This window comes from Pseudomonas sp. NFACC25 (assembly GCF_900100935.1).
Lineage (GTDB): Bacteria > Pseudomonadota > Gammaproteobacteria > Pseudomonadales > Pseudomonadaceae > Aquipseudomonas > Aquipseudomonas marginalis.
In genome coordinates this window covers 1-21,867 of sequence record NZ_FMUC01000025.1, presented here as the reverse complement: position 1 = coordinate 21,867, position 21,867 = coordinate 1, and the positions used below count along the sequence as shown (strand labels likewise).

Sequence of the window (21,867 nt, the reverse complement as noted above, 5' to 3'; positions counted from 1 at the left end):
AATCACTCGCAGGATCAATGGGCGTGCTCGGCCGAGCCCTTGCCCAATTCGGACTTGAGGATGAAGCTGCCGGTGGTGGTCACCTGGGCTCCGGCCTCCAGGCCCTGGCGCACTTCGACGTAGCCGTTTTCACTGGCGCCAAGCTCAAGATGGCGGGTGATAAAACCGTCTGGGGTGCGTACGAAGACCGAGGGTTTTTCCTCGACGGTCTGGATCGCCGTTTGCGGCACGGTGACCTTGGCCTGGTAAGTGTCGGTGGCCAGTTGCACGGTGACGAACAGTCCAGGGCGCCAGGCGTCGTCGGGGTTGGGCACCGTCACACGTACGGTGGCGGTGCGCGTTTGCTCGCCGAGCAAATTGCCGACATAGGCCACGGTGCCCAGCACGTCGGTGCCCATTTCCGTGGAGCTGACTTTCACCGGTTTGCCGAGCCGGACCTTGTTCAAATCCTTGGGAAATACGCCGAAGGTGACCCACACCTGGGACAGGTCAGACAGCGTGAAGGCGTTACTGGTCTCGCTCACCACCTCGCCGACACCGAGGTGCTTTTCCACCACCACGCCCGCGAACGGCGCACGCAGTTCGTAACGATTGCCGCCGGCCAATACCGTGTTGCCGCTGAGCGCGGTCATTTTTTGGCGGGCATTGTTCAGCGCGATTTCGGCTTCTTGCAGGGTTTGGCGCGCCAGCAGGTAATCCTGCTCGGCGGAGATTTTGTCCTGCCACAACTGGCGTTCACGCTGGAAGGTGATACGCGCCAGTTCAACCCGACGCTCGCTGGCCGCCAGCTCACTGCGCTGGTCGGAAATCTGCTGGCTGGCGATCACCGCGAGCAGCTCGCCCTTCTTCACCGCCTGGCCAAGATTGACCTTCACGGATTCCACCACACCGGCCGCGCGCGGGACGATATGCGAGGTACGGTCTTCGTCGAAACGCACCTCCCCTGGCAGCGTCAGCAATGTGCTGATCGACCGGGGTCGGGCCTCGGCGAGCTCGATGCCGGCGGCCTGGATTTGTTGTTCAGTCAGCTCGAGGGTGCCTTCTTCTTCCTCGGCGTTGGCCACGCCGGACAGCATCAGGCCCAAGGCGACGGCAAGCGCCACGCCGTGTCGTTTATTCATAAGGCACTCCAGAAAAAATCAAAACCGGGCGAGGTCGCCGTAAATCCGTTCGATGCGCAGCCAGGCATCGGTGGCCTGGGCGGTGGCCGCAAGGTATTGGGTGCGCGCCGCGATCAGGGTGCGCTGGGCGTCGAGCACGTCGAGGAAGTTGAACTTGCCCATCTCGAAGCCGCGGGTGGCGCTGTCCACCGCGCGTTGGGCGGCGGGCAGAATCTGCTGGTTGAATGCGCGCACTTCGCTGTTCGCGGTTTGCCACAGGTCCAGGGCCTGGCGCGTTTCGGTACGCAGGCGCAATTCGGCAGCGTTGCGCAGGTCGCGGGCCTGATCGGCACGGCGCGTGGCGGCGAGCACGTTGCCCTGGTTGCGGTTGAACAACGGAATCGGCATCGACACGCCGACCAGGTTCACCCGCTCGCGCACACTGGCGTCGTACTGACTGCCAATGGACACATCCAGGTCGGGAATACGCTGGGCTTTTTCCAGGCCCACGCTGGCTTCGTTCTGCACAATCTGCAGTTCGGCCAGGCGCAGTTCGGCGGTCTGTTCAAGGCGCGCCAACAGGTGCGTGGCGGACGGCAACGGCGGTGTGGAGTGGCTTGGCGTGGCGACGGCCTGGAAGTCGGTCGCCGCGCTGCCGGTACTGGCGGCCAGGCGACGATAGGCGTCGGTGAGGCCCATGTGTGCGCGGTTGAGTTCGAGGCGAATCTCCGACAACTGCACCTGGGCACGCGTGGCTTCCACCGGTGAGGATTTGCCGGCAGTCACGCGGCCGTTGGCGACCACCAGCCCGCGCTCGGCCAAGGCCAGGGAACGCTGGGCCAGGTCGAGACGTTCCTGGGCGCGCAGGGCGCCGTAATAGCCCTCGATCACCTCGGCGCGCAACGTATTGCGGCGCTGTTCCAAGGCCAGTGCGGCGGCGTCCTGGGCACGCGTCGCCACGTCAATGCGGGCACCGCGCTTGCCGCCCAGTTCCAGGGTTTGGCTGAGCTTGAGGGTGGTGGTGCGCGTATCGCGACGAGTGTCTTCGGCATCCCAGGACGCCACCGGATTGGGGATCAGCCCGGCCTGCTGGCGACCGCCCGCGGCGATCTCGATGTCCCATTGCGCAACCGCCAGGTCAGGATTGTTGGCGAAGGCAGTTTGCAGGGCGGTGTCGAGGGTAAGGGTTTGTGCCTGGGCAATGCTGGCGGCGCCCCACAACAGCGTCGCCCCCACCAGCTTTCTAACGGAAATTGCCATAACGAGAGTTCCACGCCCATAAAGTAAAAGCCGGGAGAATGTAGCGTTCGCGACTTATCAGGGCGGTGGAGCAAAGATTACAAATCCGACAGCAATGGCTCTACGGCGGGCGTTATCAGGTATGCTTTTGGGGCAGGAAATAAAAAGAAACAATTTTCCCAACCTGTTCGATAAGGAGTCCCGCCTTGGCGTTATCGACTGCCGCGTGGATGGTTCACGACACCCGTCTCATGCTCTGCGTACTGCTGGCCATCGCCAGCATCATCGTGCTGATCAGCGCGACCAAGTTGCCGCCGTTCCTGTCGATCCTGATCGGCACCTTTATCGCCGGGGTCGGCGCCGGGCTGCCAGCGGAAGAGGTGGCCAAGGCCTTCAGCAAGGGCGCCGGGGCGATCCTCGGTGAGGCCGGGATCATCATTGCCCTGGGCTCGATGCTGGGTGCGCTGATGGCGGAATCCGGCGCGGCCGACCGCATCGCCACCACCCTGCTCGGGCTGGGCAAGGGCAAGTCGTTGCCATGGGTGATGGCGCTGGTGGCGATGGTGATCGGCCTGCCGCTGTTCTTCGAAGTAGGCCTGGTGATGATGGTGCCAATCATCTTTGTGATGGCCAAACGTTCGAACCAGCCGCTGTTGAAAATCGCCATCCCGGCGCTGGCGGGCATGACCACCTTGCACGCCTTGATGCCACCGCACCCGGGGCCGCTGATTGCGGTGGGCGCGTTGCACGCCGACCTGGGCCTGACCATGTTGCTGGGCTTTTGCCTGGCGGTGCCGGCGGTGATCCTCGCCGGGCCGCTCTATGGCAACTGGCTGTCCAAACGCCTGCATGTGGATGAGCCGGCCGACATCGGCGCGCTGTTCAGCGCCCCGCCCAAGGCCCCGCGCCAGCCGAGCTTTGGCGTGTCATTGCTGATCATTCTGTTACCGGTGATTCTGATGCTCGGCAGCACCCTGGCCAAAGTCGCGCTGCCAGCGGAAAGCAGCGTGGGCCTGACCCTGAAATTCCTCGGCGAACCGCTGATCGCCCTGGGCCTGGCGGTGATCGCCGCCGTGATCTGCCTGGGCTGGGCCGCCGGGATGCCGCGCGCTGAGGTCGGCAACACCCTGCGCAAGGCCCTTGCCCCCATCGCCGTGTTGCTGCTGACCATCGGCGCCGGCGGCGGCCTCAAGCAAACCTTGCTGGATGCCGGCGTCAGCCAAACCATCAGCAAAGTCGCCGAAGGCGCGCACATGCCGTACCTGCTGCTGGCCTGGTTGATCGCCGTGGCGCTGCGCCAGGCCACCGGCTCGGCCACGGTCGCCACCACCACGACCGCCGGCATCCTCGCACCGATGATGGCCGGGTTGGCGGCGACGCAAAGCTCACTGGTGGCGCTGGCGATCGGCGCAGGTTCGGTGTTCTTCTGCCACGTCAATGATGCGGGGTTCTGGATGGTGCGCGAGTACTTTGGCTTGCAGCTGAAGCAGACGATTTGGGTGTGGTCGGTGTTGCAGACGATTGTTTCGGTCGTCGGCCTGATCGGTACCCTGCTGCTCTGGCACTTTTTGACCTGAGTTTCATCCAACCAGGGTGTGGCGCTTGCCAAACAGCGCCACACACACCACCCCCACCGCGCCCATCACCACGCAATACCCCACGCAAATCCACGGGCTGGTCGGCATCAGCGCGATCAGCATCAGCGGCGTGGTACTCGCCCACAGTGCGTAAGCGATGTTGTAGGTGAAGGAAATACCCGACACCCGCACCTGCGCCGGAAACAGGCCGACCATCACCGACGGCACCGCGCCCACCACCCCGCAACTCAAGCCCGCCAGCGCGTACGCCGCGCCAAGCCAGATGCCGCCGCTGATCAGGCTGGCGTACAGCAGGAAAATACCCACCGGCAGCAGCAGGCTGTAGACCAGCACCGCGCGCCAGGCACCGATGCGGTCCACCAGCAGGCCGGCGAGGACGCAGCCGATGTTCAGGAAGACGATGCCCAGGGCGCTCAAGGCAAAGGTGTGGCTGGGGCTCATGCCGAAGGTTTTCTGCATCATGGTCGGGGTGATGACCACCAATACCACTACGGCGGAGGTTAGCACGCAGGTGAGGATCATCGCCGGCAACAGTACGGCGCGATGGTCACGCAGTACGGTGCGCAGCGGCAGTTCGGCGGCGGCCTGGCGGCGGGCCTGCATTTCGAGGAAGACCGGGGTTTCGCTGAGCCAGCGCCGCAGCCACACGCCGATCACGCCGAACACACCGCCAAGCAGGAAGGGGAAGCGCCAGGCATAGTCGAGGATTTCGGCCGGGGTGAAGACCTGTGCCAGCAGCGTGGCAGTCAGCGCACCGAGCAGGTAGCCGAAGGTCAGGCCGGCTTGCAGGAAGCCCAGGGCATAACCACGATGGTTGCGCGGTGCGTGTTCGGCGACGAAGGTCCAGGCGCTGGGTACTTCACCGCCCACCGCCGCACCTTGCAGCACGCGCAGCACCAGCAGGATCAGCGGGGCGAAATAACCGATCTGCGCGTAGGTGGGCATGATCCCGATCAGCAGGCACGGCAACGCCATCATCAGGATGCTCAGGCTGAACACACGCTTGCGCCCCAGGTGATCGGCGAAGTGCGCCATCAGGATGCCGCCCAACGGGCGCGCCAGGTAACCGGTGACGAAGATGCCGAAGCTTTGCAGCAGGCGCAGCCACTCGGGCATTTCCGGCGGGAAGAACAGTTGGCTGAGGGTCAGCGCAAAGAACACGAAGATAATGAAGTCGTAGATTTCCAAGGCGCCACCCAGGGCGGCCAGGCCCAGGGTTTTGTAGTCGGAGCGGGAAAAACGCTGCGCCTGTGGCACAGAGGTGGCAGTCATGTTGAGGCTCGGCAGACAAACAAAATGGCGTGCAGGTTATGAGCTGAGCCGGTTGATGGCAATCGCGGCAGATATATTTGTTTTCCTCATGGATCGATGAAGATAACTGCATTCCCATATCAATGGCCGTGGAGGAACATGCCGAAAAATTGCCGACACCATAATAACTACAAGAGGAAAGACTCGTGGCCGATGCTATCGAAGAAAGCCGCTATGCCCGCTTTGCCCTGCGCTGCTCGAACTTTGCCGAGCGCTGGTTTCCGGACTCCTGGGTGTTCGCCGCCCTCGCCGTGATCATCGTCGCCGTGGCGACCCTGGGCATGGGCGCCGCGCCGACCGAAGCCGCCAAGGCCTTTGGCGACGGGTTCTGGAGCCTGATCCCGTTCACCATGCAGATGGCCTTCGTGGTGATCGGTGGCTACGTGGTCGCCAGCTCGCCACCGGCGGTCAAGCTGATCGACCGTCTGGCACGCATCCCGAAGAACGGCCGCTCCGCCGTGGCGTGGGTCGCGTTGATCTCTATGGTGGCGTCATTGCTCAACTGGGGCCTGTCCCTGGTGTTCGGTGGCTTGCTGGTGCGTGCGCTGGCCCGCCGTACGGATTTGCGCATGGACTACCGTGCTGCAGGTGCGGCGGCCTATCTTGGGTTGGGCGCGGTGTGGGCGCTGGGGCTGTCGTCGTCAGCCGCACAATTGCAGGCCAACCCGGCCAGCTTGCCGCCGTCGATCCTGTCGATCACCGGGGTGATCCCGTTTACCGACACCATCTTCCTGTGGCAATCCGGTGTGCTGTTGCTGGCACTGATCGTGGTGTCGCTGATCATCGCCTACGCCACCGCGCCCGGCCCCAACAGCGCCCGTGACGCCAAGGCCTGTGGCGTCGACCCGGCCTTCAACCTGCCCAAGCTGCAACCACCGGGTCGCCCCGGCGAATGGTTGGAACACAGCCCGTTGCTGACCATTCTGCTGGCATTGCTGGCGGCGGGCTGGTTGTTCCATGAGTTCTCGACCAAGCCGGCGATCAGCGCGATTTCGGGGCTGAATACCTACAACTTCCTGTTCATCATGGTCGGTGCCCTGCTCCACTGGCGCCCGCGCAGTTTCCTCGATGCGGTGGCCCGTGCAGTGCCGACCACCACCGGCGTGTTGATCCAGTTCCCGCTGTACGGCTCGATTGCGGCGCTGATGACCGTGGTCAAGGGCGGCGACGGCCAGACCCTGGCGCACCATATCTCGACCTTCTTCACGTCCATCGCCTCCCACGACACGTATGCACTGCTGATGGGCGTGTACTCGGCGGTGCTGGGCTTCTTTATCCCGTCTGGCGGCGGCAAGTGGATCATCGAAGCGCCTTATGTGATGCAAGTGGCCAATGACCTGCAATACCACCTGGGCTGGGCGGTGCAGATCTACAACGCGGCCGAGGCGCTGCCGAACCTGATCAACCCGTTCTACATGCTGCCGTTGCTGGGAGTGCTGGGGTTGAAGGCGCGGGATTTGATCGGGTTTTCGTTTGTGCAGCTGCTGGTGCACACACCGTTGGTGCTGTTCCTGCTGTGGGCGCTGGGGACGACATTGAAGTATTTGCCGCCCGTCATGCCGTAGGATCAGTTGCAAGCCTCAAGCCTCAAGCTTGAAGCGTGAAGCTTGAGGCTCATAGCTTGCAGCTGCCTTAATTCCGTCACATTGCATTGCTACCGTCCTGCGAAATATCTTGCAACATCTCGCCAGCAAGGACTCCCCGCAATGAGTGATGATCACGAAGACCGCCCTTCCCCTGATGCCATGGCCCAACCGCCGGTAGACACCGGCCGTCGGCGCTTCCTGGGGGGCGCGGCGGTGTTGGGGGTTGGCGCGACCTTGAGTGCCTGCGGCAATGGCGGTGAGGCGCCGGGCAAGCCGGTGGCGCGGCCACTCACGCCCCAGGAGCTGGACAAGGCCTTGCACGACCAGGTGAAGACCGTGGTGGTGATCTATGCCGAGAACCGCAGCTTCAACAATCTGTTTGCGGACTTCCCAGGCGTTGAGAAACCGCTGTCGGCGCTTTCCGCCGCCGACACACAGCAACGCGACCGCGACGGCAGCCTGTTGACCACCCTGCCCCCGGCCTGGGGCGGTGTGCTGCAAGTGGGCCCGCAAAGCGTGGACGGGGTGACTTACCCCAGCGAAGTGCAATTCCAGGAAAACCTGCCCAACGCCCCGTTCGCCCTCAAGGGCCCGAACGCCGAAGACCTGCCGTTGAGCCTGGTCACCCGCGACTTGTGGCACGTGTTCTACCAGAACCAGATGCAGATCAACGGCGGCAAGAACGACGGTTTCGTCGCCTGGGCCGACGCCGGCGGCCTGGTCATGGGCCATTACGCCCAGAGCCGTTATTCCCTGCGCCTGTGGGATGTCGCCAAGGAGTTTGTGCTCTGCGATAACTTCTTCCAGGGCGCGTTTGGTGGCTCGTTCCTCAACCATCAATACCTGATCAGCGCCACCGCGCCGTTCTACCCGAATGCCGCGCAGTCGGTGGCCAAGGCGCAGATCGCCACGCTGCAAAGCGATGACCCCACCGACCCGCGTCTCAAACCGCTGGATAAATCCCCGGCGAGCGCCATGACCGGCCCGCCACAGTTCGGCCCCAGCGCGCTGACCCCGGACGGCTACGGCGTGAACACCCTGGCGCCGCCGTATTGGCCGACCTGGATTCGTGACCCGGAAAACCCGGACTACGCAAAAGCCGACCTGCCCAACGTGCTGGTGCCGCAAACCCACGAACATATCGGCGACAAGCTGTCGAAAAAGAACGTCGACTGGGCGTGGTACGCCGGGGCGTGGCAGGCGACGCTGGACCAGTTCAAGGATTCGGGCGGCATTCCGAAGATCCCCAACTTCCAGTACCACCACCAGCCGTTCAACTATTTCAAGCAGCAGGGCCCCGAGAACCGTGCCGAGCGTGACAAGCGCCTGCGCGATGGCGGTTTGGGCGATGAGGCGAGCACCAATAAATTCTTCGCCGATGCCCAGGCCGGCAAGCTGCCGGCGGTGAGTTTCTACAAGCCCCAGGGCAACCTGAATATGCACGCCGGTTACGCTGACGTGGCGTCGGGCGACCGCCACATCGTCCGCGCCTTGAAGGTGCTGCAGGAAAGCCCGCAATGGAAAAACATGGTGGTGGTGGTGACCGTCGATGAAAACGGCGGCTGGTGGGACCACGTCGCCCCGCCCAAAGGCGACCGCTGGGGCCCAGGCACGCGGGTCCCGGCGCTGGTGGTCTCGCCCTTCGCGCGTAAAGGCACCGTGGACCATACGGTGTACGACACCGCGTCGATCCTGCGCTTGATTACGCGGGTCTTCCAGCTGGAGACCCTGGACGGGCTCAAGCAACGCGATGACGCCATGATTGCCCGGGGTCAGAAACCCATGGGGGATTTGAGCAACGCGTTGCAGTTCAGCGTGTAGGACGCTTATCCAATAGCGACATGCCTGGCGATTTAGCACGCGGTTTTCCTGGCCAACCGCTACTGTGAGGAGGTGGGCTTTCACCCCGCGCAGACGGGCTTTCGCTGACAAGGAATCAAGTATGTTCAAACCGACCAGGTTGTCCTTCACCCTGGCCGCACTGATGGCCAGTGCGGTCGTACACGCCGACATCGAAGTACCGTTGGGCAGCACTCAACGGGTGACCCAGTTGTTCGCTTACCCCAATAACTGCAATGTGATCTGCTTTCGGCCATGGACGCTGGAGCAGACCGCCGAGCACTACCTGAACCAAAGCCTGCAGCGCGATGGCTACAGCCGAGCCAAGGTCAGCGTCAAGAACCATGAAGGGCAGCTCGCCGCGACCTTCAGCGGTGTACCCGACAGTTACGGCCAGCCCCTGACCGCGCTGCTCAATACCGCTGACCTGGCCTACCAGGGCGCGAGCAGACTCAACAGCGACGGCAAGTGGGCGTACAACTGGTACCTGTTCCTGCCACTGGGCATGGCCCTGGAAAACCGCAAGAGCATCGAGTTGCTGCATTTCCCGCCGGATTATTCGCTGACCCAGGCCCAGGATTACCTGGAGTCGGCCACCACCGACCGCTGGGCCAGCCTGCTCACCGATAACGGCGTGCCGGCCACCGAAACCCCGGCCTACCAGACCATCATCGATATCGCCCCCATCGCCGCCCCTTCCAATGCGGGCAAGGACCTGGAGAACGTCTACGGCTACTTCACCGACTACCAGACCCGCATGGTCAGCGAACTGAGCCTGCACCCCAACGGCTCGCTGCCAATGGTCGCGTTCGGCGCGCCGGTGCGCAGTTGGATCAAGCAGCAATACGGGCAGACCGTGGGTGTGCTGGGCCTGGCGCAGATCAGCCCTGCCGCGGGCAGGACCGTCTCGGTGCTGGGCGCCAACCACCCCAGCTACATCTGGTACGCGGCCAGCCCGGACACCTATGACGGTAACGAGCAGAAAGCCGACGAAGCCGGCTTGAAAGTGATGGGCCAGGACTTGAGCGCCGCCTGCTGGCAGGCCGGAATGGGCCAGAAGCCCGCGAGCGATCCGAATGTACTGCTCAAGGCCTGCATGAACACCTGGCAGGTCACGCGCAAAGAGCAGACCTGCGAATTGTTCTACACCTCGGTGCGCAACCTGACGCCGGAACAGGCGAACGCCAAATGCGCCACGCCTTCGATCAAGACGCAGCTCAAGCAGCTGAAAAACGCAGCACCCGCCCCCAGCATCACGGCGCCTGCGCTGTAGACAGCAAAAAAATCCGATTTCTACTGTCAAAGTTGACAGTAGAAATCGGCTCCACGTTCAGCGAGTCTTGAGCCGGGCCCATCCGCTGCAAGACTGGTAGTCAGCCACCACCCGCAGGTCGATGCAGCCTAACCAAGGAGAGTTATGAAAACTCAAGCCATGGACCAGGCTAAAACCGTTGTGGGTGATGGTTTGTACCCGTTCAAGACACTGCTCGTTGAACAGGGCTACCCTTCGGCCAAGCACTTTAAGGTTGAGCGCGACGGCGGCGGCGTCAGGGCTCGCGTGGATTTTGACGGCCGCGTGCGCACTGCCCGGGTGTCCGGTTACGCCGTGAACGAGCGACGCCCACGTACGCTGCAGCTGTCGGCCCGCATCCACCTGTATGACAGCTGGTTCTGCGGCCTGCTGCGACACTCCTGCAACCCGAATGTGTTTTTCGACACCACTTACCTGGAACTCTGGACCGTACAGCCCATCCCCGCCGGCGCCCCGCTGACCCTGGACTACGCCAGTACCGAGGACACCTTGTTCCGACAGTTCGCCTGCCAATGCGGCGAGCTGAACTGCCGGGGCTGGATCACCGGCAGCACAGAGTGTTTGAACGCCGAGGGCCAGGCGTTCATGACCCATTGGCGCGAACGCAAACGGCCTTAGGCTTCGCCCAGCGGACGCAGGCGATACTGCGGCGGCAGTTGCTCGAAGCCACTGATGGTGGTGTTCAAGCTCTTCCAACGGCCGTCCTTGATGCCGTAGATGCAACCGTGGATCGACAGGCTCTGCCCACGGTGCCAGGCATTTTGCACAATGCTGGTGTGGCCGACGTTGGCCACCTGCTGGATCACGTTCAGCTCGCACATGCGGTCCACACGCTCCTCTTCGGTCGGCAGTTGGGCCAGCACGTCACGGTTTTCGTAGTAGAGATCGCGGATGGTGCGCAGCCAGCCGTCGATCAGGCCGAACTGGCGGTCCTGCATCGAGGCGCGCACGCCGCCGCAGCCATAGTGGCCGGTGACAAGGATATGTTTGACCTTGAGCACATCGACCGCGTACTGGATCACCGACAGGCAATTGAGGTCTGTATGCAGCACCACGTTGGCCACGTTGCGGTGTACGAACAGATCACCGGGCAGCATGCCGACGATCTCGTTGGCCGGTACCCGCGCATCGGAACAACCGATCCACAGGTATTCAGGGGTCTGCTGGCGGGCGAGCTTGGCGAAGAATTCGGGATCTTCCTGTTTGATCGCATCCGCCCAGCGTTCGTTGTTATCAAGCAGGTCTTGTAGTTCGTTCATCAGGGAAAGCCTCAGGAATGATGCGCAGCTTTGACAGACGACCGCCCGTCCGGGTCACGCCGATCATAAAGATAGCCGGCGGGCAATTACTTGAATCTTGGGGGGCCATGCCTGTCCACACACTATAAGCCCCACAGTATGAGGATTGGCCATGACTGAATCACGACGTCCCTACGGCGCTGCACAGCCCGAACCGATTGACGACAACGAAGACCGCATGGGCTCGATGCGCGAGCTGGATTTTGACGAAGACGAGCCGACGGCGGAGATCGGTGATGAAATACCTCGTCGCGAGCGCGAGCACCTGATCCCCGAAGAACGGGTGCGCGAGGCCGGACTGACCGGGGCTTCAACGGCGGATCATGAGTCGACCGATGATGACATGAGCCCGGAAACCCTGATCCATGAAGACGGTGCGCGGGAGGCTCGGGAGGCGGGCGAAGACAACCCGGCGGATTTTGACCTGAGCATTGTCGATGAAGATGACATTGGCGGCGGCAATGGCCTGGATGAAGCGGAACTGGCTGATCTGGACCCGGTGGACGGAAACCGCTGACACTGCGCAAATCCAAATGTGGGAGGGGCGACCTGCCCCCTGCCACGTTGGCTTGTGTGTTTAATCGACCAGGGTACAGGCCATCACGACTGCATCCTCACGCCCCCCCACGGCTGGGTAATAGTCCCGACGACGCCCAATCTCGTTGAAGCCATAGCGCTCATACAGGCGGAACGCGCCGGTATTGCTGTCGCGCACTTCCAGGAAGCATTCCCGCGCGTTGGCGGCATAGGCGCGGGACATCAGGTGTTCCAGCAGTGCCAGGCCCAGGCCACGGCCCTGGTTTTCCGGCTTGACGGTGATGTTCAGCAAATGCGCTTCATCGAGGATGATCTGTACCACGCCGTGACCTACCTGCTGCTCGCCTTCGAACATCAGCCAGATCTGGTACTTGCCCAGGCCGTCGAGAAAGATCCCGCGGGTCCAGGGATGGCTGAACGCCGCGTATTCGATTTTCAGCACGGCGTCGAGGTCGGCCTCGGTCATCGGGCGGAAGGATAAAGCCTCACTCATCGGTTGTTTTCCAGCGCGCCATCAGCCGGCGCATGGCTTGCCAGACATCAGCCTTACGCTGTGGCTCTTCCATTAATAATTCCAGGCCCGGCAGGGCCCATACAGAACCCAGGCCCTCGACCTGCAGTTCGCGGTACCAGGCTTCTGCGTTCGCTTCACCGGCAAATCGTACGGCGGGCAGGCCGATCAGCCACAGGCACACGCAGGGTTCGTCCTCCAGGCGTGCCGAGACGAAGCCTTGCACGAAATCCCGCGCCGCTTCCGGGCCCTGGTTCATGGTGCCGCGTACCAGCAGCGGCCAACTGACCGGGTCGCCGACGATTTGCGGGCTGTCGGGCAGGCCGGCGGCGCGCAGCATGTCCTTGAGCAGCATGTAGGCGGGGTCGCGGGTCTGGAAGCGCTCGCCGGTGGGTAACTCCACCAATAGCAGGCAACGCCCGGCCCGCAATAACTGCAGGGCAAAACGTGGCGGCGGCACCACGGGGGCCTTGGCAACCGGCGCAGCCGCTTCGGCCACCACGGGCTTGGCCATTGGCCCCGGGCGCGGCACCTCGACCTTGACGCGTTCAACCGCAGGACGAGCTTCCAGTACGGGTTTGACCACGGCCACCGGTGCAGCCGCCTCCTCCCCCGAAACCTCGAACGCCTCATAGGGCTCAAGCGCCGCTAACAGCTCGGGCCGCGACGGGGCGGCGAACGGCAGTTCGGTGCGGGGCAGCCAGTTGACCACCTGCATGGCGGTCAAGTAAGCGCGACGTCGGGACTCGATAAGCACAGCTCGGCCACTTGTGGATAAGTAAAGAGCGGGGATTCTACCGCTGTTCGGTAACAATCGCCCACTGTGCACTGACCGGCTGTGGATAAATCCCGCGCCTGATGCAGTACAATCGCGACTTTTAATCGCCAACCAGCCGGCCATTCCCATGATCGAACCCAAGCGCGTCCTGCGCGCCCTCGCCGAACACTGGGCCTTACTTGAGCCACTGTGCGAACACTTCGACCAAGGCACCCTGAGCCTCGGCGAGCTGCGCGCACAACTGGCCGCCCAACAACTGGACAGCACGCCCCAGGACATCACCAGCCTGCTGGACGTGTGGATTCGCCTGGATATCCTGGTGCCTGTCGCCAAGAGCCCGAACCGTTTCGAGCTCAACGCGCAGATCCACGACTTCCTGGCTTATCTTCGCAAGGAGCACCGGCTTGGCCTGTGCCTGGAGATCGAAGCCTACCTGCGCCATCTGGAGCGCCTGGCCGGTTATATCCAGGATGCCTTCGACATTCGTGATGGCCACGACCTGGCCCGCCAACTGCGCCTGCTGGACATGCGCGTACGCGACGTACTGAAAAAACTCGCCAACGACGAACAGGCCCTCGCGGCCGTGGCCGACCGTGCCAAGACCAGCGACCGGCAGATCCCGCTGCGCCAGCGTTATGCTGAAGTCCTGGCAACCTGGGACGAGTACGTCGAACCGATGATCCAGCTGGTGAACGCCGACGGTGCCTTCGAGCAAGGCGTGCGCAAAGTGGAAAACGTGCTGCTGCGCATGCTCACCGAGCAACAGCGCCTCGGCCACCTGGTGGACGACGACATGCTGCTGCGCACCCACGCGCGCATCCTCGAAATGCAGACCAGCGCCCAGTTGACCTTGCGGCATGCCCGCGAGCTGCTGTTGCCGCTGCGCGAAGAAGCGCGTCGGCACAACGCCGTGACCCGCGGTGCGGCGCTGGCGCTGTCGGCCATCCGCCGTAAAGGCCTGGACGCGGTGCCGCAGGCGGCGATGCCGATGTTTACCCGACCGCAAAGCACCTTCCTCGGCAGTGCCAGCCAGGTCGAAGCCTATGTGTATGCCCTGGCGAACTTCGAGCCGAAACCGGCCCGGTTCCCCAAGGCGCACAAGTCCCACAAGGGCGAAGCCCAGCGCGCACCGCGGACGGTCAAGGAAATGCTCGAGCGCTGCGAAGACGCGCTGCCGATGCCGGACCTGATGACCTGGCTGCTGGAGCAGGAACCGGACGGTGCCACCGACGAATTGCTGTACTGGTTCTCGCGGCTCTCGCGGGAGAAACGCTTCAAGCGCGAGCGCCTGGAACGCCGCGACTACCACACACACGAGCACCAGGTCAGCCTGCGCTCATTCGCCCTGCTCCCGGCCGGCACCGACGCCGCCGAGCATTCTGCGAGTACACCTCATGCATCTTGATCTATCCGAACTGTCCCAGCTGGCGCCGATCTTTCGCGAGCTGTTCAAGGGTTACCACGTCAGCCGCCGCGACCCCGAGCTGTACGCGCAACTGTCGAACTTCCAGGACCAGTACCGCACGCTGTTCAAGGCCCTGGGCTTTGAGCTGGTGTGCGATACCCGTGGCTTCTACTACTTCGTGCCGGACTCCGCGATTGCCAGTGCGCAGGTCAACAAGACCGCCCAGCGTCTGGCGTTGTTCACCTTCATCATTGTCGAGCACCTGGCCGACCAGGGCCGCGACCCGATCGCCGTGCTCGACGGTGGCAGCCTCGGTCGCGATGAACTGCCGTCCCTGCTGGAAAAGTACCGCGACCTGTTTATCCAGGCCGAAGTGCAGACCCAGGAAGAACTCGAAGAAAAGATCATGCGCCGCATGACCCAGCTGGGTTTTGCCAGCGAAGACAACGGCATCTACCGCTTCCTGCCACCGATGCACCGCTTCCTCGACGTGTGCCTGTCGGTGCAGCAAGACCGTGACCTCGCGGCCAGCGTGCACAGCGTGTTGCCGTTGCCGGCACCGGTGATCATCGACGAAGACAGCGATGAGAAGCTGCTGAAGACCGATGACCCGCTGGACTTGAGTGACTTCGCGGAAGAAAGCGAAGAAGACGCCCTGGCCCGCGCCATTGCCGAAGAACAGGAGACCGACGCATGAGCAAGGAACGCTACGGCATCCGCCGCTTCGCCCTATTGAACACCGCCGGCTACAGCTTGGGCTTGTTCCCGCTGGAAGAACCGCTGTCGGTGTATGGCGCCAACAACCTGGGTAAATCCGCGTCGATCAACGCCTTGCAGTTCCCGATCCTGGCGCGCATGTCGGACATGAGTTTCGGCAAGTACACCCTGGAGCAATCGCGACGCTTCTACTTCGCCACCGACACCAGCTACATCCTGGTGGAAGTCTCCCTGCCCCATGGCCCCCACGTAATCGGCGTGGTCGGGCGCGGCCCGGGCGGCGGTTTCGGGCACCAGTTCTTTGCCTACGCCGGCAAGCTGGACCTGGCCCACTATCAGAAAAACGACACCTGCCTGCGTCAGAAGGAGCTGTTCACCAACCTTGAGCGCGAAGGCCTGAAAGCCTACGAACTCAAGCCGGATGAACTGCGCCGTTTGCTGGTGGGTGGTCATACGTCGATCCCGCTGGACCTGACCCTGATCCCGCTGCGCTCCACCAGTGAGCAAAGCCTGAAAACCTTCCGCGCGTTGTTTATCAACCTGCTGCACATGCGCGAAATCACCGCGGCCAAGCTCAAGCAGCTGTTCCTCGATGCGTTCGAGCACAGCCTGCGTTCGGGCAGTGTGGATTACATCGCAGCGTGCGAAGAAGCCTTCCGCGACGTACGACGTATGGAGCAGGACTACAATTCCCTGGTCGCAGCCGGCCCGCTGGTGGAAGCCCTGGCCAACGGCGTTCGCCAGCGCGACGTACTGCGCGGCAAGCTGCATCGCCTGTCGCCGCTGCTGGATTCGCTGCTCGGCACCTGGTCGGACTATGCCAGTGCGCGCAAGGAAGAGCTGACCATCCAGGCCGAGCACTACCGCAACGAGCAGGACGCACTGCAGAACGACCAGCGTGGCGGCACCCAGGAGCTGATGCGCCTGGAGCGGGAAATCAGCGGCATCCAGCGTTGGCTGGGCGAGCTGTCGGTGCTCAAGCATCGCTTTGCCCTGGTGGATGACGTCAAGGTCCTGGAGCAGCAACTGCTGGCGGCCAAGGATGCTCACGATGAACTGGCGGGCGCCCTGGCGCAGTCGCGGCAGTTCAGCGCCGAGGATCTGGACGAGCGTCTGCGTGACCTGGAAAAACGCTTGAAGTCGGTCAAGCAGCAGCTTGATCACGCGGATAACAACAGCTACGCCAAGCTGCGCGAAGAGTTTTCGCAGCAGGACGTCGAGCGCCTGATGCGCCTGTTCAACAGCTCGTTGTTCAGCCTGCCATTAGGTGAACACGGCATCACCCTGGACGAGGACGGCCAGTGGGTCAAATCCCTGGAGCAGATCCTCGATGGCTTCAAGGGCGAGCGCTTTGAAGTGCCGGGGCTGTCCATCGACATCTCCCACATCGAACCACCGGCGCTGCAGGCCCTGGCGGATCGCGCGGCGTTGCGCGACCAAAAGGAACGCCTGGAGAAAGAACTCAAGCAGCTGAAAACCCAGCAGGCCGTGGCCTCCGACCGCGCGGCGAGCAAGACCCAGACCGAAGCGCTGTACCAGCAGGTGCTGGACGCGCAAAAGGCGCTGGAAGACTTCCGTCGCGCGCAAACCCTGAGTGCCGAAGAAGGCGAAAAACTGGAAAACCTGGCACAGATGGAAGCGGCCCAGGATGAATTGAAACGTTCCAGCGATGCGTTCACCGAGCGCGTCCAGCAACTGTCCGCCAAGCTGCAACTGGTGGGCCGCCAGATCGGCGATATGGAAGCCAAGCAACGTACGCTGGATGACGCCTTGCGCCGCAGGCAGCTGTTGCCGGCCGACTTGCCGTTCGGCACGCCGTTCATGGACCCGGTCGATGACTCCATGGATAACCTGCTGCCGCTGCTCAATGACTATCAGGACAGCTGGCAGGGCCTGCTGCGTGCCGATGGCCAGATCGAGGCGCTGTATGCTCAGGTGCGCCTCAAGGGCGTGGCCAAGTTCGACAGCGAGGATGATGTAGAGCGTCGTCTGCAATTGTTGATCAACGCTTATGCGCACCGCACCGATGAGGCGCTGACACTGGGCAAGGCGCGCCGCGCGGCGGTCACTGACATTGCGCGAACCCTGCGTAATATCCGCAGCGACTACGACAGCCTGGAACACCAGCTGGCGCTGTTCAACCGCGAGATCAACAAGCGTCAGGTGTCCAACCTGCAGAGCTTCCGCATCGTACTCGCGCCGAACAAGGAAGCCCTCAAGCATATCGACCAGATCATCCACAGTGCTGGCCAGTACGAAGAAGGCGAAACCCTGTCGGTGTTCGACCTCAGCCAAAGTGCCGAGCAGGACAACAAGAACGAAGAGGCCAAGGAATACCTGGCCCGCCTGGTGGCCGCCAACCATAACCAGTTGGGCCTCAAGGACCTGTTCGAGCTGGCCTTCGAAATCACCAAGGTGCACGGCCAGCCGGTGACCCACACCGACATCGATGGCGCGGCGTCCAACGGCACCACCATGACCATCAAGGCGCTGACCAACATGTACTTGTTGCTGCACTTGATGGACCGTGACCAGGCCGGGCGTGTGCGCTTGCCGTACTACCTCGACGAAGCAGCGGATATCGATGAGAAGAACCAGGCGGCGTTGCTGGAAACCAGTTTGCAGCTGGGCTTCGTGCCGATCCTCGCCAGTGTGAAGCCGCAGGTGTCTGCCCAGGTGGCAATCGACCTGGAAGGCGGCAGCGGGCCGAACGGGATCTACATCGATGAGGCGGACTGGAAGTACATCCGTCGCCATGATGTGGTGAAGGCGACAGTGAATGTGCAGGCGGATGAACCGGAGCTGGATGAGGTCTGACGTTTTGCGCTGAAATGCAAAAAGGCCGCGATCCATTGGATCGCGGCCTTTTTTTGTAGCTTTATTTGCCGAGTGGGATTTTCGGTGCCCAGGTCAGCCATTCCTCTTCGAATTTGTCGAACAGCGGGAAGGTTTGCTGCGGCCGCGCGGCGTTGCCCATGCGCTCGCCGTCTGGCGTGGCAAAGGCGATACCGCCGGCCACCAGCGTCTCCAGGGATTCGGTGCGCACCGTCGCGCCCTTGAACAGACCGAAGTCGAGGCCAAAGCCGCTGGTGTTCCAGAAGCGGCTGCCACTGCGTACCAGCGGTGCGTACTTGGGCTCGATGAGGATGTGGATCAGCACCCGATCGGCGGTCTGGCCCAACTCGTAGCCGGTGACTTTGCCCACGGTGACTTCACGGTAGGTCACCGGTACACCTTCTTTCAACGAGCCACGGCGTGCGGCGCTGAGTGTCAGGCTCAGGCCAGCCTCCTGACGGACAGCTTCAGGGGGTTGGCCCAGTGCGACGAAGCTCTTCTGCGGACCGGCGTTTTTCGCAGCCGGCTGCACCTCGATGTATTGCCCGGTGACCAGGGTTTCCAGGTTGGAGGTTTTCATCAGGCCCAGCTCTGGCTTGACCACCCAGAACTGGCTGCCGACGCGCGCGATGCGGTCCGCTACTTGGGTAATACGTGCACTGAGCAACACCGATTGCATATCGGCACTGAGGTCCACGCTCTCGATCTTACCGACATCCAGGCCTTTGAAACGTACCGGTGTGCCTGGACGCATACCGTCAGCACGCTCGACCTTGATGGTCACCAGGGTGCCATGCTGATTGGCCGCCTCACGGTCGGCAAACAAACGGAAACGTGGAATGCGCTTTTTCAGCGGTACGTTCGGCTGCGGCGTTTCGAAGGCAATACCGCCGGCCATCAGGCTGGCCAGGGACTCACTCTTCACCTGGATACCACCGGTAAGGCCGCCGGTCAGGGTCACGCCGCTGGCATTCCAGAAACGTGTCGAACCGTTAACCAGGTTTTCGTATTCCTTCTCGATATGAACGCCGATCACCAGTTGCTTGTTCTTGCGCGAGAACTGGTAGCTCTGCACCGAGCCGACCTTGACCTGTTTGTAGAGGATCGGGCTGCCGACATCCAGGGAGCCGAGGTTGTCGGTGAACAGCACCATGTGCAGGCCAGGGGAACGCAGGTCCAGCGGCGGCGCCTTTGCGCGGGCGACGAATTCGCGCTGCGGGGCGCTGCCTTTGTCACCAGGACGAATGGCGATGTAATTACCTTTGACCAGGGCTTCCAGGCCGGTAATGCCGGCCAGCGAGATGGAAGGTTTGACCACCCAGAACTGGGTGTCCTGAACCAGGTAGTCTTCGGCCAAGGGGTCGAGGGTCAGCTCGGCGTTGGCGCTGGACAGGTCCGGGTCGATCTTCAAGGTTTTCAGGCTGCCCACCTGAATGCCTTTGTACATCACCGGTGTACGCCCGGCCTGCAGGCCTTCGAAGTCCGTGAGCTTGACCTTGGCCTTGATACCGGCAGCGGCTGCGTCGAAGTCTTCGTACAGGCGGAACGGCAGGCTCGGATCGGTCGGCGGGCTGTCCTTGCGATTCTCCGGCGTGGCGAAGGCAATGCCGCCGGCGACGATACTGGAGAGGGATTCGCTGCGCACCTTCACGCCGGAGAGATTGGCATCGATGCTGATGCCGCTGGCGTTCCAGAAACGGGTGTGCTTGCGCACAAGGTGAGCGTAGGTCGGCTCAATGTAGACCTTGATCTCGACGGTGCTCTGGTCTTCGGAGAGCAAGTAGCTTTTGACCTGGCCGACCTGTATCTGCTTATAGAACACCGGACTGCCACGGTTGAGCGAGCCGAGGCGGTCGGCCTTGATGGTCAGATGCAGGCCAGGCTTGGCGTCGGACAAAGGCGGCTCTTCGGAGAGCGCCTTGAATTTGCGTGTGGGCTCACCGTCACCGGGGCTGGCGGCGATGTAGTTACCCGAGACCAGGGTTTCCAGGCCGGTGATACCGGCAAGACTGACACTGGGCTTGACCAGCCAGAAACGCGTGTTGGTCTTGAGGTATTGCTCGACATCCTTGTTCATCTCAATGGTGGCAATCACCCCGCGATTATTGCCCTCGTCGTCAAGGGCAAGGGTCTTGACCTTACCCACGGACATGCCTTTGTAGACCACTTCGGTTTTGTTGGCCTGGATGCCTTCGCCGCTTTCAAAGCGCACCTGGATCTCAATACCCTGCTGGGAATAGGCACGCCACCCCAGCCAACCACCGATGATCAAGGCAATCAGGGGAAGAACCCAAATGGCTGACCAGTTGGAGGCCGGGCGGGTTTTAGCTTTAGGCAAATCACTCATGGTCGTCGTCCGACTCCGTGTTATCCCAAATCAGTCGGGGATCAAAAGTTACTGCGGCAAGCATCGTCAAGATCACCACACTGGCGAACGCTGCAGCACCAAGGTTGGCCTCGACGCTGGCAAGCCGCCCGAAGTTTACGACCGCCACCAGGATGGCGATCACGAAGATATCCAGCATGGACCAGCGGCCAATGAATTCGATAAAGCGGTACATGATAATGCGTTGCTGCGCGGAAAGCGGTTGGTGACGCTGAACCGAGAACAGTAAAAGGCCAATGCCCACCAGCTTGAACGTCGGCACCAGGATGCTGGCGATGAACACCACAGCCGCAATCGGGAACATGCCGTGCTGCACCAGTTGGATGACTCCGGCCATGATGGTGCTGGGCTCGCCCTGGCCGAGGGAATTGACGGTCATGATCGGCAACAGATTGGCGGGGATATACAGAATGGCCGCCGTGATCAGCAAGGCCCAGGTACGGGTGAGGCTGTTGGGGCGACGGGCATGGATCAGCGCACCGCATCGCGTGCAGGTTTGCTCATCGGTGTCAGGCTCTTGTTTGTTCAGCTCGTGGCATTCAGTACAAATCAGAATGCCCGCATCAATCGCCCGCATGATCATCCTCTCCTGACAGTGCTTGCCAGATCTGGTGCGGCGACATCACCACCTCAAGCAGAACCTGAACCATTAATAGGCTGACAAAGCAGACCAGACCCAGGCCGATGGTGATTGAGGCCATGTCGGCGAGTTTCACGATCGCCACCAGTACGCCCATCAAGTAGACCTCCAACATTCCCCAATCTTTCATATGGTGGTAAATGCGGTACAGCAGCAGGCCGTAACTACGGCCGATCTTCCAACGAATACTGAGCAGCACCACCAGCTGGCAAAGCAGCTTGAGCAGCGGAATACCCATGCTGCATAGGAACACCACGGCGGCGACGCCTTGCATCCCGGTATCGAATAGACCGACTACGCCACTCCACACAGTGTCCTCTGAGGACTGCCCGAGCAGATTGAGCTGCATGATGGGCAGAAAGTTCGCCGGGACGTACAGCAACAGCGCGGCGAGTACCAGGGCGAGGCTGCGCTCAACGACATTATGGCGGTGAGCGTAGAGTTCATAACCGCAACGCGGGCATTGGGCTTTTTCACCGAGGGCGAGCATGGGTTTGCGCATCAGCAAGTCGCACTCATGGCATGCCACCAAGTTGTCCAGTGGTAAATCCGACACCTCAAGGGCATCAACCGGATCCGGCATAGATAGGGCTCTGACTCTAAAAAAGGTTAGGTGCCTATTCTAGTGGTCTGGTTCAGAAATAACTGTGCAAATTTGTCGTGCATCTTTGCGCACTTTTCGAGCGCCCAAAACAAAACCCCATCTGCTTTCGCAAATGGGGTTTCGGAATTTAATCTTGACGATGACCTACTCTCACATGGGGAAACCCCACAC

Annotated in this window: 18 protein-coding genes; 9 read left to right on the top strand and 9 right to left on the bottom strand. The window is 62.1% G+C overall.

Annotated elements, in window-relative coordinates:
• Positions 1–14: 14 nt before the first annotated feature.
• Complete coding sequence (locus tag BLQ09_RS30530) at positions 15–1,121, bottom strand: efflux RND transporter periplasmic adaptor subunit (protein ID WP_092359785.1); 1,107 nt, start codon at positions 1,119–1,121, stop codon at positions 15–17.
• Between the two features lie 18 nt (positions 1,122–1,139).
• The gene (locus BLQ09_RS30525; RefSeq protein WP_092359783.1) at positions 1,140–2,360 is read right to left on the bottom strand and encodes a TolC family protein; all 1,221 of its coding nucleotides are present in this window, start codon (positions 2,358–2,360) and stop codon (positions 1,140–1,142) included.
• Between the two features lie 185 nt (positions 2,361–2,545).
• Here BLQ09_RS30525 and BLQ09_RS30520 point away from each other — a divergent pair, with 185 nt between their 5' ends.
• A complete protein-coding gene (locus BLQ09_RS30520) occupies positions 2,546–3,916 on the top strand; it encodes a GntT/GntP/DsdX family permease (protein WP_027606947.1) in 1,371 nt (456 codons plus the stop codon).
• A 3-nt stretch (positions 3,917–3,919) separates the two neighbouring features.
• Here the strand turns inward: BLQ09_RS30520 and BLQ09_RS30515 are convergent, their stop codons facing one another.
• Positions 3,920–5,209: an MFS transporter gene (locus BLQ09_RS30515; RefSeq protein WP_027606948.1), complete on the bottom strand. Its 1,290-nt coding sequence runs from the start codon at positions 5,207–5,209 to the stop codon at positions 3,920–3,922.
• A 185-nt stretch (positions 5,210–5,394) separates the two neighbouring features.
• On the opposite strand from BLQ09_RS30515, the gene BLQ09_RS30510 reads away from it, so the two are divergent.
• The 4 genes from BLQ09_RS30510 (at position 5,395) to BLQ09_RS30495 (ending at position 10,603) form a co-directional block, all read left to right on the top strand.
• Complete coding sequence (locus BLQ09_RS30510) at positions 5,395–6,813, top strand: short-chain fatty acid transporter (RefSeq protein ID WP_027606949.1); 1,419 nt, start codon at positions 5,395–5,397, stop codon at positions 6,811–6,813.
• A 141-nt stretch (positions 6,814–6,954) separates the two neighbouring features.
• Positions 6,955–8,655, top strand: coding sequence for an acid phosphatase (locus BLQ09_RS30505; RefSeq protein WP_027606950.1), 1,701 nt, complete (start codon positions 6,955–6,957; stop codon positions 8,653–8,655).
• 121 nt (positions 8,656–8,776) lie between these two features.
• The gene (locus tag BLQ09_RS30500) at positions 8,777–9,946 is read left to right on the top strand and encodes a hypothetical protein (protein ID WP_027606951.1); all 1,170 of its coding nucleotides are present in this window, start codon (positions 8,777–8,779) and stop codon (positions 9,944–9,946) included.
• Positions 9,947–10,090: 144 nt separating this feature from the next.
• Positions 10,091–10,603, top strand: a complete 513-nt coding sequence (locus BLQ09_RS30495) for an SET domain-containing protein-lysine N-methyltransferase (RefSeq protein ID WP_092359781.1) — start codon at positions 10,091–10,093, stop codon at positions 10,601–10,603.
• Here the strand turns inward: BLQ09_RS30495 and can are convergent.
• Positions 10,600–11,244, bottom strand: coding sequence for a carbonate dehydratase (gene can / locus BLQ09_RS30490; RefSeq protein ID WP_003188288.1), 645 nt, complete (start codon positions 11,242–11,244; stop codon positions 10,600–10,602). The genes BLQ09_RS30495 and can overlap by 4 nt on opposite strands.
• Positions 11,245–11,395: 151 nt before the next feature.
• Here can and BLQ09_RS30485 point away from each other — a divergent pair, with 151 nt between their 5' ends.
• The gene (locus BLQ09_RS30485; protein WP_092359779.1) at positions 11,396–11,800 is read left to right on the top strand and encodes a serine kinase/phosphatase; all 405 of its coding nucleotides are present in this window, start codon (positions 11,396–11,398) and stop codon (positions 11,798–11,800) included.
• A 60-nt stretch (positions 11,801–11,860) separates the two neighbouring features.
• Here BLQ09_RS30485 and rimI read toward each other — a convergent pair whose 3' ends face one another.
• Complete coding sequence (rimI, locus tag BLQ09_RS30480) at positions 11,861–12,313, bottom strand: ribosomal protein S18-alanine N-acetyltransferase (RefSeq protein ID WP_003188286.1); 453 nt, start codon at positions 12,311–12,313, stop codon at positions 11,861–11,863.
• Entirely contained in the window at positions 12,306–13,049 is a 744-nt protein-coding gene (locus tag BLQ09_RS30475; RefSeq protein WP_092359777.1) for an energy transducer TonB, read from the bottom strand. Before BLQ09_RS30475 ends, rimI begins: the two co-directional genes overlap by 8 nt.
• A gap of 187 nt (positions 13,050–13,236) precedes the next feature.
• Here BLQ09_RS30475 and mksB point away from each other — a divergent pair, with 187 nt between their 5' ends.
• Genes mksB through mksF form a run of 3 tightly spaced genes read left to right on the top strand, consistent with a single transcriptional unit; the run spans position 13,237 to position 18,048 of the window.
• Positions 13,237–14,514: an Mks condensin complex protein MksB gene (mksB, locus tag BLQ09_RS30470; protein ID WP_027606955.1), complete on the top strand. Its 1,278-nt coding sequence runs from the start codon at positions 13,237–13,239 to the stop codon at positions 14,512–14,514.
• Positions 14,504–15,211: an Mks condensin complex protein MksE gene (gene mksE / locus BLQ09_RS30465; protein ID WP_027606956.1), complete on the top strand. Its 708-nt coding sequence runs from the start codon at positions 14,504–14,506 to the stop codon at positions 15,209–15,211. Before mksB ends, mksE begins: the two co-directional genes overlap by 11 nt.
• Positions 15,208–18,048, top strand: coding sequence for an Mks condensin complex protein MksF (mksF, locus tag BLQ09_RS30460; RefSeq protein ID WP_092359775.1), 2,841 nt, complete (start codon positions 15,208–15,210; stop codon positions 18,046–18,048). The genes mksE and mksF overlap by 4 nt, the downstream gene beginning before the upstream one ends.
• Positions 18,049–18,109: 61 nt before the next feature.
• On the opposite strand, the gene BLQ09_RS30455 is transcribed toward mksF, so the two are convergent.
• From BLQ09_RS30455 to BLQ09_RS30445, 3 genes are read right to left on the bottom strand one after another with little or no spacing between them, the layout of a single operon-like run.
• Complete coding sequence (locus tag BLQ09_RS30455; RefSeq protein WP_092359772.1) at positions 18,110–20,413, bottom strand: PqiB family protein; 2,304 nt, start codon at positions 20,411–20,413, stop codon at positions 18,110–18,112.
• Complete coding sequence (locus tag BLQ09_RS30450) at positions 20,406–21,029, bottom strand: paraquat-inducible protein A (protein WP_027606959.1); 624 nt, start codon at positions 21,027–21,029, stop codon at positions 20,406–20,408. Before BLQ09_RS30450 ends, BLQ09_RS30455 begins: the two co-directional genes overlap by 8 nt.
• Entirely contained in the window at positions 21,016–21,675 is a 660-nt protein-coding gene (locus BLQ09_RS30445; RefSeq protein WP_027606960.1) for a paraquat-inducible protein A, read from the bottom strand. Before BLQ09_RS30445 ends, BLQ09_RS30450 begins: the two co-directional genes overlap by 14 nt.
• Positions 21,676–21,867: the final 192 nt, after the last annotated feature.